The sequence below is a fragment of the Arthrobacter alpinus genome, from assembly GCF_001294625.1.
Taxonomy (GTDB): Bacteria; Actinomycetota; Actinomycetes; order Actinomycetales; family Micrococcaceae; genus Specibacter; species Specibacter alpinus_A.
This window is the reverse complement of sequence record NZ_CP012677.1, coordinates 1,153,138-1,175,734: the sequence shown is the minus strand read 5'-3', so window position 1 is coordinate 1,175,734 and position 22,597 is coordinate 1,153,138. Positions and strand designations below refer to the sequence as shown.

At 60.0% G+C, this 22,597-nt stretch carries 24 protein-coding genes; 19 read left to right on the top strand and 5 right to left on the bottom strand.

Annotated features, from left to right (window positions below):
- Window positions 1-91 precede the first annotated feature (91 nt).
- Window positions 92-445 carry a hypothetical protein gene (locus AOC05_RS05170; RefSeq protein ID WP_062006242.1) on the top strand — a complete coding sequence of 118 codons (354 nt, stop codon included), beginning with the start codon at window positions 92-94 and terminating at the stop codon, window positions 443-445.
- Window positions 446-1,030: 585 nt separating this feature from the next.
- Window positions 1,031-1,459: an OsmC family peroxiredoxin gene (locus AOC05_RS05165; protein ID WP_062006240.1), complete on the top strand. Its 429-nt coding sequence runs from the start codon at window positions 1,031-1,033 to the stop codon at window positions 1,457-1,459.
- Between the two features lie 82 nt (window positions 1,460-1,541).
- Here the strand turns inward: AOC05_RS05165 and AOC05_RS05160 are convergent, their stop codons facing one another.
- Together AOC05_RS05160 and AOC05_RS05155 are read right to left on the bottom strand one after the other, a co-directional pair.
- Window positions 1,542-5,078: a S41 family peptidase gene (locus AOC05_RS05160; protein WP_062006238.1), complete on the bottom strand. Its 3,537-nt coding sequence runs from the start codon at window positions 5,076-5,078 to the stop codon at window positions 1,542-1,544.
- A gap of 27 nt (window positions 5,079-5,105) precedes the next feature.
- Window positions 5,106-6,749 carry a serine/threonine protein kinase gene (locus tag AOC05_RS05155; protein ID WP_195849427.1) on the bottom strand — a complete coding sequence of 548 codons (1,644 nt, stop codon included), beginning with the start codon at window positions 6,747-6,749 and terminating at the stop codon, window positions 5,106-5,108.
- Between the two features lie 103 nt (window positions 6,750-6,852).
- Between AOC05_RS05155 and lipB the strand changes: the two genes are divergently transcribed.
- The 3 genes from lipB to AOC05_RS05140 are packed head-to-tail and all read left to right on the top strand — an operon-like array spanning window position 6,853 to window position 9,394.
- The gene (lipB, locus tag AOC05_RS05150) at window positions 6,853-7,578 is read left to right on the top strand and encodes a lipoyl(octanoyl) transferase LipB (RefSeq protein ID WP_062006234.1); all 726 of its coding nucleotides are present in this window, start codon (window positions 6,853-6,855) and stop codon (window positions 7,576-7,578) included.
- Window positions 7,575-8,591, top strand: coding sequence for a lipoyl synthase (gene lipA / locus AOC05_RS05145; protein WP_062006232.1), 1,017 nt, complete (start codon window positions 7,575-7,577; stop codon window positions 8,589-8,591). Before lipB ends, lipA begins: the two co-directional genes overlap by 4 nt.
- Before the next feature lie 32 nt (window positions 8,592-8,623).
- Entirely contained in the window at window positions 8,624-9,394 is a 771-nt protein-coding gene (locus tag AOC05_RS05140) for a DUF4191 domain-containing protein (RefSeq protein WP_062006229.1), read from the top strand.
- A gap of 118 nt (window positions 9,395-9,512) precedes the next feature.
- On the opposite strand, the gene AOC05_RS05135 is transcribed toward AOC05_RS05140, so the two are convergent.
- On the bottom strand, window positions 9,513-9,950 hold the full coding sequence (locus AOC05_RS05135) for an RDD family protein (RefSeq protein WP_062006227.1): 438 nt from the start codon (window positions 9,948-9,950) through the stop codon (window positions 9,513-9,515).
- Window positions 9,951-10,129: 179 nt separating this feature from the next.
- Here AOC05_RS05135 and glnA point away from each other — a divergent pair, with 179 nt between their 5' ends.
- Both glnA and AOC05_RS05125 read left to right on the top strand, forming a co-directional pair.
- A complete protein-coding gene (glnA, locus tag AOC05_RS05130; RefSeq protein WP_062006225.1) occupies window positions 10,130-11,554 on the top strand; it encodes a type I glutamate--ammonia ligase in 1,425 nt (474 codons plus the stop codon).
- A gap of 58 nt (window positions 11,555-11,612) precedes the next feature.
- Window positions 11,613-12,509 (top strand): GAF domain-containing protein, encoded by an 897-nt coding sequence (locus AOC05_RS05125; RefSeq protein WP_062006223.1) that lies wholly within the window; start codon window positions 11,613-11,615, stop codon window positions 12,507-12,509.
- Window positions 12,510-12,826: 317 nt separating this feature from the next.
- Here AOC05_RS05125 and AOC05_RS05115 read toward each other — a convergent pair whose 3' ends face one another.
- Together AOC05_RS05115 and AOC05_RS05110 are read right to left on the bottom strand one after the other, a co-directional pair.
- Window positions 12,827-13,939, bottom strand: a complete 1,113-nt coding sequence (locus AOC05_RS05115) for a tyrosine-type recombinase/integrase (protein ID WP_062006220.1) — start codon at window positions 13,937-13,939, stop codon at window positions 12,827-12,829.
- A 63-nt stretch (window positions 13,940-14,002) separates the two neighbouring features.
- A complete protein-coding gene (locus AOC05_RS05110; protein WP_197277899.1) occupies window positions 14,003-14,695 on the bottom strand; it encodes a helix-turn-helix domain-containing protein in 693 nt (230 codons plus the stop codon).
- Window positions 14,696-14,793: 98 nt separating this feature from the next.
- On the opposite strand from AOC05_RS05110, the gene AOC05_RS05105 reads away from it, so the two are divergent.
- From AOC05_RS05105 to AOC05_RS05050, 12 genes are all read left to right on the top strand, one after another.
- Window positions 14,794-15,003 carry a helix-turn-helix domain-containing protein gene (locus AOC05_RS05105; RefSeq protein WP_231687181.1) on the top strand — a complete coding sequence of 70 codons (210 nt, stop codon included), beginning with the start codon at window positions 14,794-14,796 and terminating at the stop codon, window positions 15,001-15,003.
- On the top strand, window positions 15,003-15,794 hold the full coding sequence (locus AOC05_RS05100; RefSeq protein ID WP_062006214.1) for a hypothetical protein: 792 nt from the start codon (window positions 15,003-15,005) through the stop codon (window positions 15,792-15,794). Before AOC05_RS05105 ends, AOC05_RS05100 begins: the two co-directional genes overlap by 1 nt.
- Window positions 15,791-16,249, top strand: a complete 459-nt coding sequence (locus tag AOC05_RS05095; protein ID WP_062006212.1) for a hypothetical protein — start codon at window positions 15,791-15,793, stop codon at window positions 16,247-16,249. Before AOC05_RS05100 ends, AOC05_RS05095 begins: the two co-directional genes overlap by 4 nt.
- The gene (locus AOC05_RS19310) at window positions 16,246-16,641 is read left to right on the top strand and encodes a hypothetical protein (protein ID WP_157374914.1); all 396 of its coding nucleotides are present in this window, start codon (window positions 16,246-16,248) and stop codon (window positions 16,639-16,641) included. The genes AOC05_RS05095 and AOC05_RS19310 overlap by 4 nt, the downstream gene beginning before the upstream one ends.
- Window positions 16,642-16,723: 82 nt before the next feature.
- The gene (locus AOC05_RS05085; protein WP_157374913.1) at window positions 16,724-17,602 is read left to right on the top strand and encodes a hypothetical protein; all 879 of its coding nucleotides are present in this window, start codon (window positions 16,724-16,726) and stop codon (window positions 17,600-17,602) included.
- A 3-nt stretch (window positions 17,603-17,605) separates the two neighbouring features.
- Complete coding sequence (locus tag AOC05_RS05080) at window positions 17,606-18,007, top strand: hypothetical protein (RefSeq protein WP_062006206.1); 402 nt, start codon at window positions 17,606-17,608, stop codon at window positions 18,005-18,007.
- A complete protein-coding gene (locus AOC05_RS05075) occupies window positions 18,004-19,260 on the top strand; it encodes a replicative DNA helicase (RefSeq protein ID WP_062006204.1) in 1,257 nt (418 codons plus the stop codon). Before AOC05_RS05080 ends, AOC05_RS05075 begins: the two co-directional genes overlap by 4 nt.
- Window positions 19,261-19,365: 105 nt before the next feature.
- Window positions 19,366-19,917, top strand: a complete 552-nt coding sequence (locus AOC05_RS05070; protein WP_062006202.1) for a hypothetical protein — start codon at window positions 19,366-19,368, stop codon at window positions 19,915-19,917.
- 88 nt (window positions 19,918-20,005) lie between these two features.
- Window positions 20,006-20,800, top strand: coding sequence for a phage antirepressor N-terminal domain-containing protein (locus AOC05_RS05065; RefSeq protein WP_062006200.1), 795 nt, complete (start codon window positions 20,006-20,008; stop codon window positions 20,798-20,800).
- Window positions 20,797-21,042 carry a hypothetical protein gene (locus tag AOC05_RS05060; RefSeq protein WP_062006198.1) on the top strand — a complete coding sequence of 82 codons (246 nt, stop codon included), beginning with the start codon at window positions 20,797-20,799 and terminating at the stop codon, window positions 21,040-21,042. Before AOC05_RS05065 ends, AOC05_RS05060 begins: the two co-directional genes overlap by 4 nt.
- On the top strand, window positions 21,039-21,188 hold the full coding sequence (locus tag AOC05_RS19305) for a hypothetical protein (RefSeq protein WP_157374912.1): 150 nt from the start codon (window positions 21,039-21,041) through the stop codon (window positions 21,186-21,188). The genes AOC05_RS05060 and AOC05_RS19305 overlap by 4 nt, the downstream gene beginning before the upstream one ends.
- Before the next feature lie 25 nt (window positions 21,189-21,213).
- Window positions 21,214-22,415, top strand: a protein-coding gene (locus tag AOC05_RS05050; protein WP_157374911.1) for an IS3 family transposase whose coding sequence is annotated in 2 segments (ribosomal slippage) — window positions 21,214-21,466 and window positions 21,466-22,415 — 1,203 coding nt in all. Because the reading frame shifts where the segments join, the coding sequence is not laid out codon by codon here.
- The last annotated feature ends 182 nt before the right edge of the window (window positions 22,416-22,597 follow it).

Below are 22,597 nucleotides of genomic sequence, written 5' to 3'. Positions count from 1 at the left end.
GCCGTCGTACGTCCCTAGGGTACCTTTCATATCTGCCGCATTAGGTGGCCCTTGATAGACACTGTGTCACCAAATTACATATGCTGGTGGCATGGACTTTTTACGCTTATTGCTCGTGTTTTTGCATATTCTCGGTGCCGCTGCGATTGTTGGCGGTTGGCTCGCTGCGTTCAAGACGCCCACCGTCACCCAGTGGCAGTGGATTGGTGCGCTGACCCAGCTCATCACCGGAATTTTGCTCGTTGGCCTGGCATCCATGGGAGATGGTGATGGCCCCAACAACACAAAGGTGGCCGTCAAGCTGATCATCGCCCTGGTAGTTGGTGTGGCAGCGTTCATTGGCCGCCGCAAGGCCAAGAACAACGAGACGGTCCCCAAGGGCCTGGCCCACGCTGTTGGCGGTATGGCTCTGATCAACATTGCCATCGCCGTTTTCTGGGTCTAACAGAGCCAGCACCTTTCTGCATTACCGGCCGCAACCGTTGCAGCACAACGGGCCAACCTCAGGCCGCCCAACTTCAGGCCGCAGATTCGCAGGTCACGCCCTCATTGACCCATAATGAGGGCGTGATCTGTCACTTGCCCGGCCGGTCAACCGCCCCCTGAACGTACACGAGAATCCCACTGGGATTACCGTCGGGATCACCCAGCTCCACAACACCCTGCACCTCTGCATCAACGTCTCCGCCGTCATCAACGTCATCAACGTCATTAACGGCGAAGTCCAGGTGAAGCCTGCGCGGGCCGTCTGCGGATTCAGCAACTTCCTCAAACGGCTATATGTGGCCCGCCGTTCAAGGACTTGAGCCACGTGATGCCGTCCACCCTCGGGTCAACGTCGGTGCCCATGAAGGCTGTCCACAATTCAGTGAGTGTGTTTGGATTTTGCGTATTAATGGCGATAGTTGCCAGCTTAATCATGCGCGTGCTGTAATCCGCACCCATGGGTGCGATCTACGGCATAAGGTGGAGAGGCGTGCCACGAGAACCTGTGGCAACGAAATTATTTGATTCTTCTTTAGGAGTGAACATGGCTACGACTCGCAACGCACATGCCGGCTGGATCGGCGACCTGCCCACCGGAGCAGGAAAGGTCACACTGGACAGCTCGGATCTGGGCAGCTTTGAGATCACGTGGAAGGCCCGCACCGAAGCCGCCGAGGGCAAGACCAGCCCCGAGGAGCTCATCGCGGCTGCTCATTCCTCCTGCTTCGCCATGGCTTTCTCCCATGAGCTCAGCGGCGCCGGCCACGCTGCCGATTATGTCAACACCTCAGCCGCGGTCACCTTCGTGCCCGGCACAGGTATCACCGGTAGTCACCTGACGCTCGCAGCCCGTATTCCCGGCATCAGCCAGGAGGACTTTGACCGCATTGCCAACGCTGCCAAGTCCGGCTGCCCTGTCTCGGCCGCCCTGTCCGGCATCGAGATCACCCTGGATGCGACACTCGACGCCTAAACTCCACGTCCTCCACTGGACAGTTAAACCTGGTTTCCTTCGCGGAACCGGCCTTGGCTGTCCAGTGGCTGTTTAAGCGCTCTTAAGGTCGGGGCGGGAGGGGCGCCGGGGCCACATTGCGGTAGCCCGCCAGCTCCGGCGGATGCACCGTCGGGATTTCCGCACGCATCTCCAGCAGCACCCCGATAGCCGCCTCAAGCTGCGGATCGTTGCCGGCCAAGTAGTCATGCGGCGGGTACGGGACGGTGATGTCCGGGTCCACTCCATAGTTCTCCACCTCAAAACCCTGCCCGCCGCGGAACCAGAAGGCGTACCGTGGCTGGGTCACCGCAGTGCCATCGGCCAAGGTGAACTTCCCGTCGATGCCCACCACCCCACCCCAAGTCCGCATGCCCACTACGGGCCCAATCCCGCGAAGTTTCGCAACGGCCGTGATGATGTCCCCGTCTGAGCCGGCAAATTCGTCGGTGAGGATGACCACTGGGCCACGCAACGCCTGTGACGGGTAGATCTCCGGCACTTGCCCGCGCGCCAGGCTCCAGGCGTCCATCCGCCGGCTGATGACCTCGGCCACCAGTTGCGAGGTGTGACCGCCACGGTTCCGCCGGACATCGATGACCAGTGCGTCAGCGGCGGTCTCGGTATCCAGGTCGCGATGCAGTTGCGCCCATCCCCGCGGCATCATGTCCGGCACGTGCAAGTAACCAAACGTCCCCTGCGAGGCGTGGCGGACGGTGGCCCGGTTCGCAGCCACCCACTGCTGGTAGCGCAGTCGCTCTTCACTCTTCAGAGGCACGACGGCGACCCTGCGTCGTGTGGGTGTGTGCGCCTCTCGTCCGGCTTCGGGTGCACTGCGCAACGTCAGCTCAACAATTGTGCCGGCCGTGCCGGCCAGCAGGACGCCGGGGCCCTGGACCGGAACAGGTACACCGTTGATCGCTTCAAGGATCTCGCCCACTCGCACCGCAACTCCTGGCGCTGCGAGGGGAGAAAAGGCCTGCGGGTCAGACGACTCGCCGGCAAGGATCTCACGGACGACGAACCCCGCCTCGCCTGCCTCAAAGGCCGCACCCAAGTATCCCTGCGCGGGAGTGTCAGCACCGGGCGCTGCCGCCGGGGTCACATAGGCGTGGGAGGTTCCCAGTTCGCCGTGCATCTCCCACAACAGGTCAACCAGATCGTCGTGACTGCCAAGCCGTTCCACCAACGGCCGGTAGCGCGCGTGCACGCCGTCCCAGTCAACGCCGGCCATGTCGGGGGCGTAGAAGAAGTCACGTTGCAGGCGCCACGCCTCGTCGAACGCTTGGCCCCACACCTTGACAGGGTCAAGTTTGAGTAGGATTCGTGCCAGGTCTACGTCCTCGACATCGGCACAGTCCTCGGGTGTGCGCGGCGTTGTGGGCAGAACCTTCACATGGCCTTCACGAAGGGTGACCACCGAGTTTCCGTCCCCACTGACACGGAAACTGTCTATTTCCTGCGCAATCGAAGAGACCTCGCCGCTGGCAAAATCAAAGTGCTCTAGCCTGGCGCCTGCAGGTTTGTCGGTGGGCCTGCCCAAGCCGTCACCGGTGGCACCCTGAGAGCGTTGAACCTGCCAGAGCAATCCCCCGTCAACAGCGGACAGGGCCACGTAACTTTTTTGGGGAACCGGGACCGCGATGATCCGGGCGCCCAAGCCAGCAACATCCACCGTGACCGCGGTGGAGACCCGTTCCGAGGGTTCCTGTGCCGGCGCTGTTGCTGGTTTCCGCGGGGCCCGTTGCTGCGGCGCACCGTCCACGTCCGGCCCAAACGGCGACGGCGTGGTGGCCGCCAACGCTATCAGGAACGGTTTCGTGGAGGCCGGGAAGCTCAGATCAAAGGAGTGAGTGTCGTAGACCGGGTCAAAACTACGCCGGGACAGAAAGGCCACATATTTGCCGTCCGGGGTGAAGACAGGGCTGTGGTCGGCAAAACGACCGTCGGTCAACTCGATGATCCGCTCTGCTGGCGCGGCGGGTGCCTTGAGTGCCGCCAGACGAAGTTTGGCGTGCCGCTTCTCAGGATCGAGTGGTTCACTCCATACCAGCCAGGCCGAGTCGGGGCTAAATGCCAGTTGTTCCACCGCACCGGATGATGTCTGGGCCAGCCGCTCCATGGTGCCTGCGTGGACGTCAACCAAGTAGATTTCACCGAACTCCGTGCCGACGGCGATGCTGGCGCCGTCGGGACTGGCAACAGTTTGCGCCGCGCGCGTCCGGGTCGGGAACTCGATGCGGCGCAGTTCTTGGACCCCCTCTGGTGCCGGTGCCCTGCCCTCCGCGGTGGGGCCGTCTTGGCGGGTGCCAGGCGCGCCGGCCCCGGCTGGACTCGGTGCCTGGTCGCGGACCGGGGAAACGGCTTCGTGAAAGGTGTCAGCGTTGACGGCTTGGGCCGAAACCGGCCGGGGTAGGGCGTTGGGATCGTCCTGAGCCGCTGATGCCCCTTCCTGGCCTTCACTTGGCGGGGCTTGCGTTGTGACGGGCCCGCGCCGGGCGATTTCCTCGCCCGGACCGGCCAGAGTGCGAATGTACAGGGCTTCTTCGCCACCGTTGTCGGCTATATAGAACACCCGTGCCTCATCCAGCGGGCGTGCCAGTCTGGCCCGCACCCCCGGTTCTCCTGCCAGGACTCGAGCCGGGCCACCACGATGTGTCAGCCAGTGGACACTGCCGTGTGCTTGGACAACACTGGCCCGTCCGTCATGGTTGGGAACCACCTCGTTGAGGTGGTCACCAACTGTGAGCAGTTTCGGGGTCCTGGCGGTTGTGGCAGCCCCGAGCGTGATGGGGATTTGGACGGCCTCCTCGTCCAGGCTTGCCATGCTGAACAGAATACCGGCCGATTCAAAGACGATTCGGGTGCCGTCGGTGCTGGCATGCCTGACATAGAACCCCTCAAAGTCGGTGTGCCGGCGCAGCCCACTGCCATCGGGCTGCACCGAATACAGGTTGCCGTGACCCTCGTGGTCAGAGAGGAAGGCAATCCTGCCCTGTACCCACAGGGGGTCGCAGAGGTTGCCGTCCAGCTCCGGCACCAACCGGCTGAAGTCCCCCGATCCGTCGGCGTCAATCCACAGCTTCCCTGCCGTGCCGCCCCTGTACCGCTTCCAGGCCGCCTGCTCGCGTGAAAGCGCGGATGAGAGCACCATGGGCCGCTCGTCCCCCACCACAGGGCCAAAGACCACACTGTCCACGGGTCCGTAGGCGAGCATGCTGCGTTGGGCATCGTCCAGTCCGACGGCGTAGGCCCACGTCAGGCGCGAATCTGGCTGTTCAAAAGCGCTTGTGACCACCACCTTGCCTTCTGCTGTGAAGCCCTTGACCTTGGTGGAGGCATGACCCCAATGGGTCAGCTGCCGCACCGCACCGCCGTCGACCGGGGCCACCACCACCTCGGGGGCCGCCCCGCGTGTCACGGTCCACACAAGATGGCTCCCGTCGGGTGTGAAGCGCGGATTCCGTGGCGGGGACGACTCCGCGGACACCCGCCAGGCACGACCACCAGCAAGGGGTGCGATCCAGACGTCGTCCTGGGCCACAAAAGTGACCAGGTCATGGTGTACGTGCGGGTACCGGAAATAGCTCGAGGAAGTCATTTACGTATCTTAGCCACTGCAGCTGATTTATCCGGGGCTGGGCAGGATCTCCTGAATCATCCAGCGCCCGTTGAGGAAGATCAGGACAATGTCCAGTTTCTGCCGTTGCTCAGTGGTTTGCTGGTGCACCACCTCCCCCCGCGCGTCTTGTTCAGCAAAGGCGCTGGTAGTGATCATGGCACTGACCGTCGCGGTCGCGCTGGAGGCTTGGGCACCTCGTGGCTGCGGCGCCCGGGCCGACACCGACGCCTCTGCCACGGCCGTCGTCAGCCCGGCGTAGCTGTGCCCGGCCTTTTCCAGTGCCCTCGCAATAGCGGTATCGGCCAGAGCCGCCGGGGATCCTGCGGCGTTGACGGCCTCCAGCAAGGTGAAGTTGACGTTGGAGAGAGCGTAGGACCGGACCCAGGCCAGTGCCGTCAAGGCGATCGCGGGATCGTCCGAGATCATCTCGGCACGAACCCCAGCTGGCACCATGGAGGCCACCGCGCCCAGGCCGGCCAGTGCCGCAGCTGTTGGGGCCGGTGTTGCGGCCGGCGGTGACGAGGCCGTGACAGCTCCGTGCGGGCCGCCTTGTGTGCCGGTTTCCACCCCACCGTTCCCGGCCATCAACCGCCAGCCGCCAAAGCCTGCAACAACCACCGCTACAGCAATGAACCCAGCGGCCACGCTCACCCGGGGCCCGCGCACCCTGGCCCGCCGCCGGCCACCACCAGCGTGTGGCTTGCTTGTGCGCCGGCACCACCGGCGCCCCCTGAGCACCTGCCCAGCCCAGCCCCGGCGTCGCCGGTTCGCCACCCCGCGGGTCAGCAGTTGCGGGAGCACGCTCGGGTGGACAGACTGCGCCAGCGCGAGCGGCTCTGCCCGGGCGCTGCGGAAGACGGCTTGGGCAAACGCCGCCGCCGTCGGACGGTGCCAGGCCCGCTCATCCAGCCCGGCCTCCAGCGCCGCCGTCAGCTCTGCCGGCACACCGGGCACGTACATGCTCAGCGGCATACGGTCCCGGGTGGGGGGCGGCGGGCGCCCTGTCAGCGCGAACCAGCCCACTGCCGCCAAGGAGAAGACGTCCGAGCTTTGCGTCAGCACGTCCTCCACGGGGCAACGGAAGCCGGGCGTGCCACCGCCTGACGGCCCGCCCTGACCCACCAAACGGGCAAACCCGAGATCCCCGAGCAACGGTTTCCCGTGGGCGCTGAATAAAATATTGCCCGGTGCAAGGTCGCCGTGGATGACACCCCTGCCGTGCAGGAAGGAGAGCACCTGCCCCATCGGCGATAAAACGGTGACAGCCTCCCCCACCGTCAACGGCCCGCGAGCTGCCACAACATCGCGCACGGATCCTCCCGCAGCGTAGTCCATCAGCAGGGCCCAACCCCCCTCACCACCTCCTGCCAGAGCTACCAGCTCGTGGACACGGATCAGATGGTTGTGGTCACACTGGGCCAAAACACGCCACTCCTGTGTGACCTCGCTTTCATTGTGACGCGACCCTGGTACCTGCTCTGCCCCGGTTCCGCCAGCGACAGGCCAGAAACATTTGGCGGCCAGGTGCGCCCCGCCGTTCTTTTCCGCCACCAGCCAGACAGAACCCTGGCTGCCACTTCCCAGCAATCGCACCGCGTCATAGCCGGCGATGACGGGCATCATGGCCGTACCTTCCTCGTTTGCCTTCATGTAACAGTGATAGACCCTTTTTGACATTCCCGCCCAAAGTTATCCACAGGCTGCGGTCCGGGGTGATTTAGTCGAAGTTGTTTCGTCCCCTAAAGTGACCTACATGACTGTTGAGTTCACAGAGGTCGGGTTCGCCCCGAATTTCATCGACTACAGCGGCGCCTGGGCCCAGCAACGCAAAGCGCACGACGGCGTCGTGGCTGGCGCTGCTGCAAACACGGTGCTCTTGCTGGAACATTCCGCCGTGTATACGGCCGGGAAACGCACCGAAGACAATGAGCGCCCGTTTGACGGCACACCGGTTGTCAATGTTGACCGGGGCGGCAAACTGACCTGGCATGGCCCGGGCCAGCTGGTGATGTATCCGATTGTGCGGTTGAAAGACGCGCACGGCATTCGCGAGTATGTGCACACCCTCGAGAAAATCATCATCGAAACCCTTGCAGCCTTTGGTGTCAAGGGTGTGCGGGTTGAGGGCAGGGCTGGAATTTGGCTGCCGGCTGACGCCACGGGGTCGAGCCGGAAAATCGCGGCCATCGGCATCCGTGTCCACGATGGTGTGACCATGCACGGCATCGCGATCAATGCCAACAACGACCTAGCTCCCTACGCCCAAATCATCGCCTGCGGCATCACCGACGCCGGCACCACCACCATCGCTGCCGAAACCGGCAACGACGTCACACCCGCCGATTTGCTGCCCACCCTCAAAGCGGCAACGCGGCGCCTGCTGCCCCCCCTTATAGTGGACGCCACCGAGTCCACCACCGACATTGACTCAACCCCGGCGGGTGCCGCGCACCCTGTGGCAGAAGGAGTACAGCTGTGACGTTGGCACCTGAAGGACGTAAGTTGTTGCGGATTGAGCAGCGTAATGCTGCTGTTCCGGTGGAGCGTAAGCCGGAGTGGATGAAGGCCAAGGTGTCCATGGGCCCGGAGTACATTGCCATGAAGAACCTGGTCAAGGGTCAGGGCCTGCATACCGTGTGTGAGGAGGCGGGCTGCCCGAACATCTTCGAGTGCTGGGAAGACCGGGAGGCCACGTTCTTGATCGGCGGTTCGGAATGTACCCGGCGCTGTGATTTCTGCCAGATCGATACCGGTAAGCCGTCCCCGATTGACAGGTTTGAGCCCACCAAGGTGGCCCGCTCCGTGGTGAAGATGAACTTGCGCTACGCCACCGTCACCGGTGTGGCCCGCGACGACCTCGAGGATGAGGGTGTGTGGCTCTATGCCGAGACGGTGCGCAAGATTCACGAGCTGAACCCGAACACCGGCGTCGAGCTGCTGATCCCGGACTTCTCCGGCAAGCCCGATAACATTGCCGCGATCTGTGAGTCCAACCCGGAGGTGTTCGCCCACAATGTGGAGACGGTGCCGCGGATTTTCAAGCGCATCCGTCCCGCGTTCCGTTACGAGCGCTCCCTGGACGTCATCAGCCAGGGCCGCGATCACGGCATGGTGACCAAGTCGAACCTGATCCTGGGGATGGGTGAGACCCGGGAAGAAATCAGCCAGGCACTGCAGGATTTGCACGACGCCGGCACGGACCTGATCACCATCACCCAGTACCTGCGCCCCTCCGAACGGCACCTGCCCGTGGACCGTTGGGTCAAGCCTGCGGAATTTTTGGAACTGAACCAGGAAGCCGACGAGATCGGTTTTCTGGGGGTCATGTCCGGGCCGCTGGTGCGTTCCTCCTACCGGGCCGGGCGGCTCTGGGCAACAGCCATGCGCAAAAAAGGCCGCGACATCCCCGAACACCTCGCCCACATCGCCGAAGGCATCGAGGACGCCGGCCATACCCGCCAGGAAGCCGCCTCCCTCATCGCAGCACACTAATTCCATCCAACACCCGCTAGAATTGAATTACTATGGCCAAAACCACTGACTCCGGGCACCTCGACGCTGACAAACCCAAGCGCTCACTCTTTTCACGCACCCCCAAGGCCGACAAGCCGAAGAAGGTCAAAAAGCCGGGCCGCATCAAGCAAATGGTGGACATCTTCAAGATGACCCGCCGCCACGACCCCATGGTCTTGTGGCTGATGCTTGGCGCTTTCTTTGGATTGATCCTTGTCTCCTTGCTGGTGACACTGCTGGTATCCCCGGGCAACTGGATCACCGGTTTGCTACTGGGCATCCCGCTGGGTTTGCTGGGCGCCTTGTTGATCATGTCGCGCCGCGCCGAGCGTGCAGCGTACGCCCAGATTGAGGGCAAGCCCGGGGCCGCCGGTGCCGCATTGAGCTCGTTGAAGCGTGGCTGGATCTTTGATGAGCAGCCCGCCGCCGTCAACCCGCGCACCCAGGATGTGGTGTTCCGTGCCATCGGCAAGCCCGGCATTATCCTGGTGACCGAGGGGCCCTCCGCCCGCGTGAAGGGATTGGTTGATGCCGAACGACGTCGTTTGAACCGGATCCTGCCCAACGTCACCGTCACCGTCATTGAGACCGGCAAGGGTGAGGGCCAGACCTCCATCGCCAAGGTCACCAAGAAGATGAACAAGCTCAAGGGCGAACTGACCAAGGTTGAGGTCAGCGCCGTCAACAAGCGCATCTCCTCCATGGGCAACAAACTGCCGATCCCCAAGGGGATCGACCCGTACAAGGCCCGCCCAGACCGCAAGGCCTCACGCGGACGCTAACGTGACTGACAAATGACGATGCCCGGCGGGAACTTCCCGCCGGGCATCGTTGTTTTGAAATTCACTTATTGGTGTGTGAGCAGCATCATACCGCGGCCGCGACCGCACGCGGACACAATTAGCGCCGGATCAAGATGGACTTGATGGCCCGGTCGTGGAGGCCGCGATGGTCAGCATCGGTGATGATGGCCGGAATCACCAGGCACAGGAGCACGGCACGCACCACCCCGTCGAGCAGGGTAGGTTGCCGGCCATCGAGCCGTACCACTTCGATGCCCATAATCCGGTGGCCCACGCTGTAGCCAAGGGTGCCCACTAGGAGCATTTGCTCGGCAGCAAAAATGGCCAGGATGGCGGTCGGGTTCGCATCGAAAAAGGCGATGGCGATCAGGTACGACAGACCCCAGTCGATGCAAATTGCCAGGATGCGCCGGCCCGCCCGCGCCATGGATCCTCGGCCCGATTCGGGCTGGCCTAAACGCTCGCCGGGAAATTTGGATATATTGGAAGTGTCCGGCCCACTGAGCCAGGAGCCTATGTCTTTACGATCTACCACCCCTCCAGCCTACCCGCGCAAGCGCATGGCCGGGGCAACGAGACTTTCCGTAGTGCGTGTAACGTGCCGGAAACATTTCTGACATGGTGGAGTAACGGCCCGGCCCTAAGCTTGTGTCAGTTGTTCATGCACCACGGCCGCACCCAGCCGGCCAAAACCCCGAGCGCCAAGGAGCGTAGATGTTCAAGAACGCTGAAGAAGTCCTGCAGTTCATCAAGGACGAAGATATTAAATTCGTCGACATCCGATTCACCGACCTGCCAGGCGTCCAGCAGCACTTCAACGTGCCCGCCAAGACCGTGGACCTTGACTTCTTTGTCAACGGCCAGCTCTTTGACGGCTCCTCCATCCGTGGTTTCCAGGGCATCGCCGAATCAGACATGCAGCTGATCCCGGATCCCAAGACCGCCTTTGTTGACACGTTTCGCCTGGAGAAGACCCTCGCGTTGAATTTCTCCATCGTGAACCCGCGCACAGGTGATCCGTACCACCGCGACCCGCGCGGCGTTGCCGAAAAGGCCGAGGCCTACCTGGCCTCCACGGGCATTGCCGACACCGCGTTTTTTGGTGCAGAAGCCGAATTCTTCGTCTTCGACAACATCCAGTACGAGTCCTCCCCGCAGGGTTCCTTCTACAAGATCGACTCCGAAGAGGCTTACTGGAACACCGGCCGCAAGGAAGAGGGCGGCAACCTCGGCTACAAGACCCCCATCAAGGGCGGCTACTTCCCGGTGGCCCCGATCGACCACCAGGCCGACCTGCGTGACGCCATGTGCCTTGAAATGGATGCCGCCGGTCTTGAGGTTGAGCGCTCCCACCACGAGGTCGGTGCCGCCGGCCAGGCTGAAATCAACTACAAGTTCAACACCCTCACCCACGCAGCCGATGACATGCAGAAGTTCAAGTACGTCATCAAGAACACTGCCTGGGCATGGGGGAAGTCAGTGACGTTCATGCCCAAGCCCGTCTTCGGTGACAACGGTTCGGGCATGCACTGCCACCAGTCACTGTGGACCGGTGGCGATCCCTTGTTCTACGACGAGAAGGGTTACGCTGGCCTGTCCGACATGGCCCGCTGGTACATTGGCGGCCTGCTCAAGCACGCCGACGCCGTGCTGGCTTTCACCAACCCGACGGTGAACTCCTACCGTCGCCTGGTCAAGGGCTTCGAGGCCCCCGTGAACATGGTGTACTCGCAGGGCAACCGCTCCGCTGGTATCCGTATTCCGATCACGGGATCCAACCCCAAAGCCAAGCGCCTTGAGTTCCGTGCACCGGACCCCTCCTCCAACCCGTACCTGGCGTTCTCGGCGCAGCTTATGGCAGGCCTTGACGGGATCAAGAACCGGATCGAACCCCCGGCTCCCATCGACAAGGACTTGTACGAGCTGCCCCCGGAGGAAGCCAAGGACATCCCCAAGGCCCCCGAGTCGCTCGACGAGGCGCTGATTGCCCTGGAGAACGACAACGAGTTCTTGCAGGCTGGTGGCGTATTCACCCAGGACCTGATTGACACGTGGATCGAATACAAGCGCGAATATGAGATCAAGCCGCTGCAATTGCGCCCGAACCCGTACGAGTTCGAGCTCTACTACGGCTGCTAGCTAGAACATGCGGCTAAACAGGGATTAGTCCGCAAGCAGTCCGCAAGATAAAAACTTCATGACAGAAAATGAGGGCCTGGAACACATTGTTCCGGCCCTCATTTTCTGCAGTGCCTACAATGTCATGCTTCATGTTGCTGACGGGTACGATTGCCTGATGCCTGCTATCTCGCCCCCTAACCCCATAGTCACCCTGTGGGCGTGGTTTTCTTATCAGTCCTCACGATTTGCGCCTTGGACCCTTGTGCTAGCAAGCTTGGGTGCACTGTGCGGCGGGGCCATGCTGAGCAGCAGCGATCTTACGCTGGGGGTCAGGGTCTTAGGTATCGGGGTAGGACTCGTCACCGCATTACCTTCGGCAGGCAACCTTTACTGGGATTCCAAAAACGAGGACGCCGAAGATGTAACTGCGGCAAGAGAACGAGTCATGGATGAATCCATACCGCCTCTCTTGGAAGACATTTGTTCGCTAGCCGCCTCACCGAAGAAAACTAGGCAAGCCGCACTGAAGCAAGCGTCGAATACAGTAGTCAAGGATCTATTGGTTGCCTACTCTGGCGTCCAGGGAGTGCGGGCCGTCGTCTACATGATTTCAGACGATACAAAGCGAATGACACCCTTAGCCAAAGCTGGCAGATCCCAGCGCCCAGGAGACTTCGTGCGCGGCTCGGTCCGCGGTGACAAAGCCTTCGAGACACTGAGTATTGCAGATAACTTCTTGTTCGAACCCAACATAGCCCAAGCATCAGATCAATGGGCCGGCAGCGGCAGCGGATACGTGACCTTCATCTCCGCGCCAATCAGGGTTGGACGAACTGGATATGGCCTCCTAACACTCGATGCCCCAAAGGTTGGGGACCTCGACGCGAGAGATGGCTCCACGGTGTCATTGCTTGCGGCGACACTAAGTATTTATTTTTCTGAAGCTAACCGCACTGCAAGAAATGGAGGTTAGTATGATGGAACTAGGAAAGGAGCACATGATGGGAAAAGTTGAACTTTCTGGTCGAACTAAGAAGCCGGCTCAAAGCCAAACGCGGAATGAGGAACACTTCAAAACTGTTCTGAAAACCGTCCGTCAAGAGCGCGAGCTCCGTGAGCGCAACCGAGTAAAAAACTTTTTGACTTTCAAGTCAGCATGATCGAACCGAGGCATACTTGCCTTCGTAGGTAGTCGAGGATGAACACACTTTAGCTGCGGACCACGTTCTCATGAAGACACACAGAAGGACCGGGACACAACGTTCCGGTCCTTCTTCTTTGCCCAACCTTTCACGAGCCCGATTTCTCGCTTAGTCCGCCCAGCGACTTTTTGCGTGCCGCAAGGACGCCGGCAACCGCGGTCCTCGAAGCCTCGTCTTTGTCTGGCCACATGTGACTGTAGGTATCCAAGGTGGTCTTGGCGGATGCGTGCCTCAGCCGCGCTTGGACAACCTTAACGTCAAGGCCTTCGGAGATCAGGAGTGACGCGAAGTAGTGCCGGAGATCATGGAAGCGAAAACCATCGGGAAGACCTTCGATGGTTTCTCTGGCGTCTCGGAATCGTGTCTCAAATGTGTAGGGTGCCATCGTCCGGCCATGCTCGGCAGCGACGATGGTTTCAGATCCAAGAATGGACGGGTTGCGATTGAGCATTACGGCAAGCTCACGCGGGATGGGGATCGGGGTCTTGGCTGTTTCGGACTTCAACGGCTCGTCTGGATATTGAACAGCGGGCGAAATGACACCGCGCATGAAGTCGATGTCTTTCGTCCTTAGCGCCATAGCTTCGGCAACGCGAAGGCCAGCGAAAGCGCCGAGGAGGATGCCCGGCTTAGTCCACGCATCCATGGCGTCGTAGAGAGCCCATACCTGCTCCGTCGTGGCCACGTAGGGTCGCTGCTTGCCCATCGGCGGGGACGTGCGCCGACTTAGCGGAGACTTGGGCAACAGTCCGTCATGAACGGCGTCAGAGAAGATGTGTGACAGGCGGCTGTGGAGCGCGTAGATTGTGGAGTCCGCCAGACCATCAGCCTTCAGCTTGGCGGTCCAGGATTTGATCTCAGACGGTCGCACACTGGCCAACGTGCGCTTCCCGAACGCCGCCTCGATCCGCTTCACGTGGGACTTTGCCTGCTTCACTGATGACGGACGGTTGTTCGCGTAGCCCTTTAGCCAAGTCTCACACCACTCCCCCACAGTCAGCTTCGCACTCTTGGGGTCAACATAGTTGCCGGTAACCATCGCGGCCGTGACCTCATCCAGCCACTCCTGCGCACTGATCTCGCCAGGCTTCGCAGTGGCGCTCTTACTCTTCAGCCGAAAATGACGCGAATGCTCCTTGCCATCGGCATCACGATACCGGGCGCGCCACTGACCGTTAGGGCGCTTCTTTATCGACGCCATAGGTGATCCCCTCCAATTTGCTACCGGCTAGGGCCGTCTTCCGAACGTCGTTCTGCTTGATCCTTACGTTTCGTGCGGCTCATCGTCGAAGGCGATATTATCCTCGCCCTTGAATGCAGCCAATCCGTAGTCTTGAGGGTCTTCCGCCGACACGTTGGAGTCTTCGAAATCCGCCTCTGGCGCCGTGCGGAGCTGGACGTGCATTCGGACCAGTCGATGGAGAACGTCAATTATCTGATCCAGTTCCTCCTGTGAGTCCGCCAGAATAATCTCTTCATCGGTAACGACCCAACGTTCCATCCTGCTGGCGACCCAACTTAGGTAACTGTCAGCATCACTAGGTGCGCCTAGCTCTTCGTCTGAAAGTTCGCCTAATAGTTCAGGGTTCTTCGAGAGAAACCAACGCGTTTCCCACAAGTGGTAGGCGGCGGCCGTGACTGGCTCCCCTAACTCGAGGAGTGCGTTTGTCGCCCGCTTTCGCATCGAAGTGAACTGCTGGGAAATTGACTTTGATCCGCTAACCAACCAGTCCAGCTCGGTGTCTAGTACTTCCGCAATGGTCAGGGCCTCGACAAGACGCACCGATCGGGTGCCATTTTCGATGCGGGAAACCGCTGAGGCATCAACCGGCATGCCCTTCTCGGTCAACTTTGCTGCGAAGTCGCGCTGACTGAGTTTCCTCACATCTCTCATGCCGGAGACTGCTTGGCCAAAGTTCTGCTCTTGTGTGGGTGGTCCCGCAGGTGTTTGTTGCATGGTGAACATCGTATGCGCTTGACAGCAACTCTGCCAACACCTATCGTTAAATTGTTCGCACCGACAAGGGTTGCCAACGCTGACAATTGGAGAACGGAATGAGTCAACTCATGGCAGCAGCTGTCGTCGCAAAGCTGCTGACGTTGGAGGAGGTGGCGCAGATGTTGCGCAAGACGCCAGCATCGTTGCGCTGGATGATCCACGTGGGCACCGCACCGGCATCTGCACTTATTGGAAACCGAAGGATGTTCCGGGAAACAGACGTCGTGGCCTACATCAATGCCGCGTTCGACGGGGCCAGCAAGTAATGGGCCTTTATCCCGGAGACCGGGTCCGGTGGTTGACCCATGGTCTCGAAGGAACGGTCCTTGATGACCATAGTCCAGACTGGCCCGAGTTCATTGGGATCCAGTGGGACAACGGGGACAGGACGTTCGCATCCCCGGCACATATCCGCATTCAGAAAAAAGAAGACCGTGACGCTCTCGCCAAAGAACACGTCACGGTCGAAGAAAATACACCTTACAAGGAGCAGATTCACTTGCAGTCTAGCAACAACACCACGATTCCCACAGGTTACCAGCAGGCCGAGCCCGGTTCTCCGGTCTACATGGCGCCAGTTACCGAGGGATGCGGTCACCACATCTACCGCGAGTTCGACCGCAGCACCAACGCCTTTCAATTGCATTTCGAGCTGGATCTTGACCGAGATATGTCGCCGGCAGACGCGGTCAAGTTCGCGCACAACATCCTGCGCCTCGCTGTACCGATGCAGGAGGATCAGCTCACACGGGCGACTGGCACAGTACCAGGCACCACTTCTTGGGCTGAGACTGTCCACTTCGACGAAGAAACCGAAACCTTCTCAGGTCGCGGACCCGGCATCCAGTTGAAGGACGGCCGGCAGGAGTGGGATATCCATTCGAACTGGTTTGAAGGCGGTGATGAACAATTCACCCTGTCGAAGCGATACAAGGATCTTGACGACCCCTCGGAGGAAGCTGACGAGTACTGCTCATTTGATTCCCGTGAAGAAGTCCTTCAGGTCATGGCTGGCCTCGTCAACCTCCTGGCAGCCACCTCGGAGCGAGCAAAGTGAGCGCTACTACCTTGCTCCCTGACCTCGTCCATGAGCGCGCTGCCGAACTTGGAGCCCTGCCCGTCGAGGAAATTACCGCAGAGCTCGAAAGCCGAATCCGAGCCCGTCACGGAGCCCCAGCTGGCTTCCATCTGAAACTAACCGTCAACGACGTCAAGGAACTGCTGGCCGATCCTGACTACAGCGGTGAATGGGACGGCCCAACGATCCAGCTCGAGGACAGCAAAATCACAACTTGCTGGAATTCGGAAAACGGAATCTCGTTCTTCGTAGACCATGAAGACGACAACCCGTGGCCGATTAGCAAGGCGGGCGCTCTTGCCTCGGCAATCCAGTCAATAGCAAAAATGACCATGCCTGACTATGACCCTACAATTCTTGCCACAGCAGAGCCAGCATCCTCACCGATGGTCGCAAATTTCAACCTAAACGAACAGCGGGGTGCAGCAAAATGAGTAAGGCAAGCAAGGGACAATGTTCAAGCATCAGCAAGCCGTCGAAGTTTCCGCGGCCCGTCCAAGAGCTGGTCCGTAAGGCCAATGAGCTCGGCGTGAGGCCATCAGAGCTTCAGGGTATCTTTCTGTCCTACCCAGACCCACCTTTGGGATACGTCCTCGCGGAAGGATGCGCGGATCGCTGGATCGGCCCAGAAATGACTGACCGGAAATGGATCATCACGCCAGCGTGGGACGCCGATACTGAGCGGCACGCAATCGAAGTCTGGACGCCAAAATATCAAGACTTCACGCCGAAACAGGCTAGGCAATTTGCCGCCGCACTAGTCGAAATGGCCGAAATTGTTGATGGCATTGCCGGTGGCACCGGAGGCTCCTCAACCGATGGCTAGGGACCGCGCAAACATCAACACGAACATCTGGACCGATGCGGACTGGCGGGCTCTTCCCCGCGGCGCCAAGTACCTGTACCAAATGCTGCTTACCCACCCGACCCTCAACTACGCCGGCGTCGCCGACTGGCGCCCGGGCCGGCTGGCTGCCATGTCGCCCGACACAACCGCAAGCGACATCCATGACGACGCCATGGCCCTTCAGGCGGCCCGGTTCATCTACGTCGATGAGCAAACTGAAGAGGTACTCATCCGGTCCTTCCTGCGGCACGACGGGTTACTGAAGCAACCAAAGCTGTCTATTGCGATGGTCAACGCCTTTGGTGGGATTGCTTCAAGCGAGATTCAGCAGATCATCACCTTTGAGCTCCAAAGGCTTCGAGCTGAGTATCCGACCTGGTCAGCTTTTCAACAAGGGAAAGTCTTGGCTCTGGTCAAGGGCCTGGGTAGGGACATGGACGAATTTCGCCGCTCGACTGGCCAAGAAGATGCCCCAGTCTTACCCGTAACTTTCACTGACAATGACCAATCGCGTGCCCAGCCATTTGCCCAAGAAGTTGCCCAGCCTCACGAGCAAGGCCAAGCCCTGCCTACTACTACAGCTACTACTACATCTACTTACGTAGATAAAAGAGTGCCGCCGCAAAAACGCGGCAGCCGCATCCCAGCAGATTTCCACATCAGCTCGGAGATGGCTCAGTGGGCATCCGCCAACGCCCCGAACGTGGACATCAATCTGGAAACCATGACGTTCAAAAACTACTGGGAAGCCAAGACCGGCCGTGACACCACGAAGCTCGACTGGGGCAAGACCTGGCAGAACTGGATCCTCCGCAGCCGAGCCAACACCGTGACGACAAGCAAGCCCAGCACTGGCGACAAGATGCGCGCCACCTTCGCACTCGGCCAGCAAATGCAGGCACAACAAAACCAAACCTTCCAGCACGAGATAGGAATTTGATCCATGGACATCCAAGAAACCGCAGTGTTCGCGGCCAAGATCCAATCATTCGATAACAGGAATTTCGACGCTGCGAACATCGCGGCGTGGCAGGAACTGCTGGCCCAGTACACGCTCCGGGACTGCGTGAAAGCGGTCAGCCAGCACTTCTCCAAGTCAGTGGCATGGATCATGCCGGCCCACGTAATCGAACTGGTCCGAGAGATGGAGGCTGCCCGTCGCAACACGTTCCACAACGGCGTCTACCCGACCCAGGCGGACGAGCAATCCGGTCACTGGCTCGAAGCCTCCCGCCGCCTGAACCGGGCCGTGGCCACCGGCAGCCTGTCGCCAGCGGCATACCAGCGCTACCATGACCAGAACCTCACCTTGGACAGCGTTCTTGGTCTGGTGGTAATCCAGTGACGCCCGCAGAAGAATCCATCCTCGGCGCAGCACTCCTGAGCGGCGGCGAATGCCTTACCGGTGTCACCATCACGGAGCGCGACTTCAGCACCGTGGCTGGCGGGGCGTTGTTCGATCTCATCAAGAACATCACCGACGCGGGCGGCCATGCCGACTTGATCACCGTCTCCCAGTCCATCCAAGAAATGACGGCAGACGAGAAGCGAGGCTTCCCAACCCCGGGAAGGCTAAACGAACTCTTCAACCGTGGCGGCAGTGGTGTCGCAGTACCATTCCATGCAGAGATCGTCGCCAAGGACGCAGCCCGGCGCCGGCTGATCTCAGCAGGCCAGTGGCTCGTTCAGTACGGCACCGAGGGGATGGACGTTGACGTCCTTGTCGACAAGACGCTAGAAGCCGTTCAGGGTGCCGTCTCCGGCGTCTCAACGACCGTTGAAGCCATCGGCGCCACCCTGGCTGACACCATAAACTCGTTCGGGGAGCCCGTTACCTACCAAGAAACGCCGTGGGACAGCATCAACCACCTTATCCAGGGCTGGCGCCCGGGAGGACTTTACATCATTGGGGCCCGGCCTTCCGTCGGCAAAACCATTGCTGGTCTCCAAGCTGCAATCAGGCTTGCTGTCTCCGGCCCAGTCGCGTTCATCTCACTAGAAATGTCCGAAGTTGAGCTTCAGAAACGCATGATCTCCTACGACGTGAAGATCGACATCGGACACATCACCAGGAACAACCTCACCGACGATGACCTGACCCGGATGGCACCAGCGATTCAGCGGTGGGAAGCAATGCCGTTGTACGTCGACAAAACACACGGGGCTAAGTTCTCGGATATCAGCCGGCACGTCTGGTCAGTGAAGCGGCAGCACGGATTGGCAGCTGTCGTAGTGGACTACCTTCAGCTCATGGAACCGTCCGACCCAAAAAAGAACGAGTACCAGACCGTCACGGAGAACTCCCGGAAGCTGAAGCTCCTCGCCCAACAGCTCGACGTTCCCGTCATCGCCCTGTCACAGCTGAACCGCAGCTCTGAACAACGGGACGGTAAAGTCCCCCAGCTGTCCGACCTTCGGGCATCAGGCGGCGTGGAGCAAGATGCTGACGTGGTAATCCTCCTCCACAGGGACCTCATGAAAGCTCCACATGAAATCGAACTCATCGTGGCCAAGAACCGACACGGCACCACCGGATCCGCAGATATGGACTTCTGCGGACACTACTCCGAAATCCGCGACCGATACCAAGCCGCGTAATTCCCAGGGGTACGCGGCCTCTGCGTACCCCTAACCCAGCACTTCACTTTCAGACTGACTCCAATCGGCGTCCAGTCATTCAGCCAACCCAGAAAAGAGCCCACAATGACCATCCAGCACAACGGCCAATCGTACGAACAAGCGGACCTACTCCCCTTCGGGCATCGGGTGAACCCCGAAGTGATTGCGGCGGGCTTCATGGAAGAGATCGCTCTGACGGTTGATGGCGAGGAACGGCACCTGCCACTCTTCACCGCAGCCGGCATTGAAAGGATCAAGGGCGATCTCAATCACCCCATGACCGCCGAGGCCCTAGCGCCAGAACAGAGCAACATAGACGGCCCGACAACCCACATCATCGTCGACGACAACGGTATACCCAACGCAACCATCGACGTGGGGCAAATTCAGGATGACGCAATGGACCTCGCATTCGCTCTCGCTGCCGCCTGTGGCGACGAGCCCAAAACCGAAGAGATCCTTGCGGGACACATTCGGCGCCACACCACACACGGGCTCCCCTTAGTCCTCGTCGCAGCCATAAAGCATATGACGAACGACATCCTGGCCGGAGCCTTCGACGTTATGGAGGCGGCCACAGGCACAAAGCCCCGCGAGAAGATGGCAGAAATCAGGGAAGCGGAAATGCCCAAGTAGAACCTGGCGCCCAGCCGACCATTAAAAAGTGGTGGCCACCGTGCGAGGTGGCCACCACAGAAAATCCATCCAACCAGAAAGAAATTCAATGACAACCCTAGTCCAGATACCATTCCACGGCACCCGCATCGAAGCCCACCTCGCAGACGACGACCTGCATGTGGTGTTCCGGCCCATCGTGGAATCGCTCGGCCTCGAATGGTCATCGCAGCTACGACGAATCAAACGCAGTCCCTGGGCCAGTCATGGCCATATGAACACAACTGGTTCTGACGGCAAGAACTACGACATGGTCACCGTCACTCGACGAACACTGACGATGTGGCTGGCAACTATCCAGGCCAGCCGCGTCAACCCTAACTCGCAAGAACTACTGGCCGCCTTTCAGAATGAATCAGCTGATGTTCTCGACAAGCATTGGCACAATGGAATACCAGCCAGCGTTAATCCGGCACCAGTTCCTGAACTGACACTGTCGCAAAAGACCCGGGACCAGATCGAACTTCTTGGTCTGGCGCGTGGTCTTGTTGATCAGAATTGGCTCGAGGGTAAAGCCCGCATTGTGCTCGCCCGGGCACTCGATGAAATACCGGAGACCCCCGACCATCAGATCCCGCTCTACGTCGAGTCATACCTGAACGAGAAGTCCGGACTAACCGCGGCGCAAGCGAAAACCCTAAGGTCCATCTTCGGGCGTAAAGTCTCAGCAGCCTATAAAGCACACCATAGCCGCGCCCCACAGAAATCCCCGGGAGAAGTGGGATCGCGCATCCGGGAAATCAACGCCTACGTAGAAGCTGACCGTTGGCTGTTCGATCAAGTTTGGAACGACGATTACGAAGTATTGTTCGGCGCCACACTCTTCCACGAGCTCTCAGCGTGAGCGCCCCAAAGCTGTACACGATCAAAGATGGCGAACCCGTACTGAGCATGAAAGCAGTCGCGCTCCTCATGGGAACCACGGAAGAAGTGATCTCCACACTTCCCCGCGTCAAAGGAAACCCCCAATTCACCAAACACCTGAAGCAGTCAGGCAGCCGAGTCGCCCGCAAAACCATGGCCCACCTTGGAACGGACTCCATATTTGACTGCATCGACTACCTCGCCACGAAAGAGACCACATGAGTACCGCAATCACGGCACAGCCCAGCATCTTCTCACCCAAGCACCCCGTATCGCTCGCAGTGGTTGAGGCCATCAAGGACTGTATGAACGCCCTGAAAATCTCTGAGGCCGACATTGTGGCCAACTGCGCCCGTATCCTAAATTGAGACAGTGTTTAGGAGAATTTGTTTCATGTCTAGTCGTCGTAAGTTCAGTCCGGAGTTCAAGGCCGAGGCTGTTGAGTTGGTGATTTCCTCGGGCCGTCCGATCGTGCAGGTGGCGAAGGAAATCGGCATCAGTGATGGATCGCTGGGGAACTGGGTGAGGGAGTGGAAGGAAGAGCATCCCGAGGCCGGTTCCAAGGATCCTGGCCCGGTGGAATGGGCGAAGTACAAGGCGTTGCAGGCCGAGAATGCAGAGCTGAAGCGGGAGATCGAATTTCTGGGAAAAGTCAGTGCCTTCTTCGCCGCGAAGCAACGATAGACGACTATTATGCGTTTATTTGGCAGGAGAAGGCACACTACAAGATTGACTGGATGTGCCAGCAATTGAAGGTTCCCAGGTCTTCGTATTACCGCTGGACCAAGCCGCAGGAACCGACCCCGACCCAGTTGCGCAAAGAGCAGCTGACCAAGGACGTGTGCCGGGTATACAAGCGGGAGAAGGGCATGGCCGGGAGGGACCAGATCACCACGATCCTGGGCCACGAGGGCATCCCGGTGGCCGCCGCAACGGTCGGGACGATCATGAACAAGCAGGGCATGCGGGCGGTTCGTATGCAGGCGTGGAAGAAAACCACTGTCGTTGACCCGGCAGCCCGTACCGAACACATCAAGAACCACATGCTCGATGCCGACGGCAAGCGGGACTTCACGTCCACGGTGCCGGGAACGAAGCTGGTCGGGGACATCACGTACCTGAAAACAGACTCAGGCTGGCTGTATCTGGCCACCGTCATCGATCTGGCAACCCGGATGGTCGTGGGCTGGGCGATGGCCTCGCACATGCGCACAGAGCTGATCATTGACGCCCTCAAAATGGCCCGGGATCACGGCCGGCTGCACCCGGACGGAGCTATTTTCAATAGCGACCGGGGAAGCCAGTACACCTCCGGCGACTTCCAGAAATGGTGTGCCGGGAACAAGGTCACGCAGTCGATGGGCGAGGTCGGGGTGTGCTGGGACAACGCGGTCGCCGAGTCGTTCTTCTCGCACTTGAAGACAGAGATGTACCACCACCACAATTTTCCGAATCACATGGCGGCACGGACCGCGGTCATGGAATACATAGAGTCCTGGTACAACCGGCGCCGGCCCCATGCCTACAACCAGGGCCTGCCACCGGCACGTGCCTTAGCGGAATACGAAGTTCAGATCGAACAAGCAGCAGCGTAAGAAGAAAAATCAATCAAACTGTCTCAGAAACTTGACGGGCGCAAACAGCCACCTGACGGCTCGCACTTTGGAAAAGAAGCTGAACCACAAGAGCCTGCTGATGGTCAGGGATATCTTCGCCATTGCCCGCGTCCTCGGAGTATGTCCCAGCCACCTGTTCGCCGCAGCAGACAACCAGCATT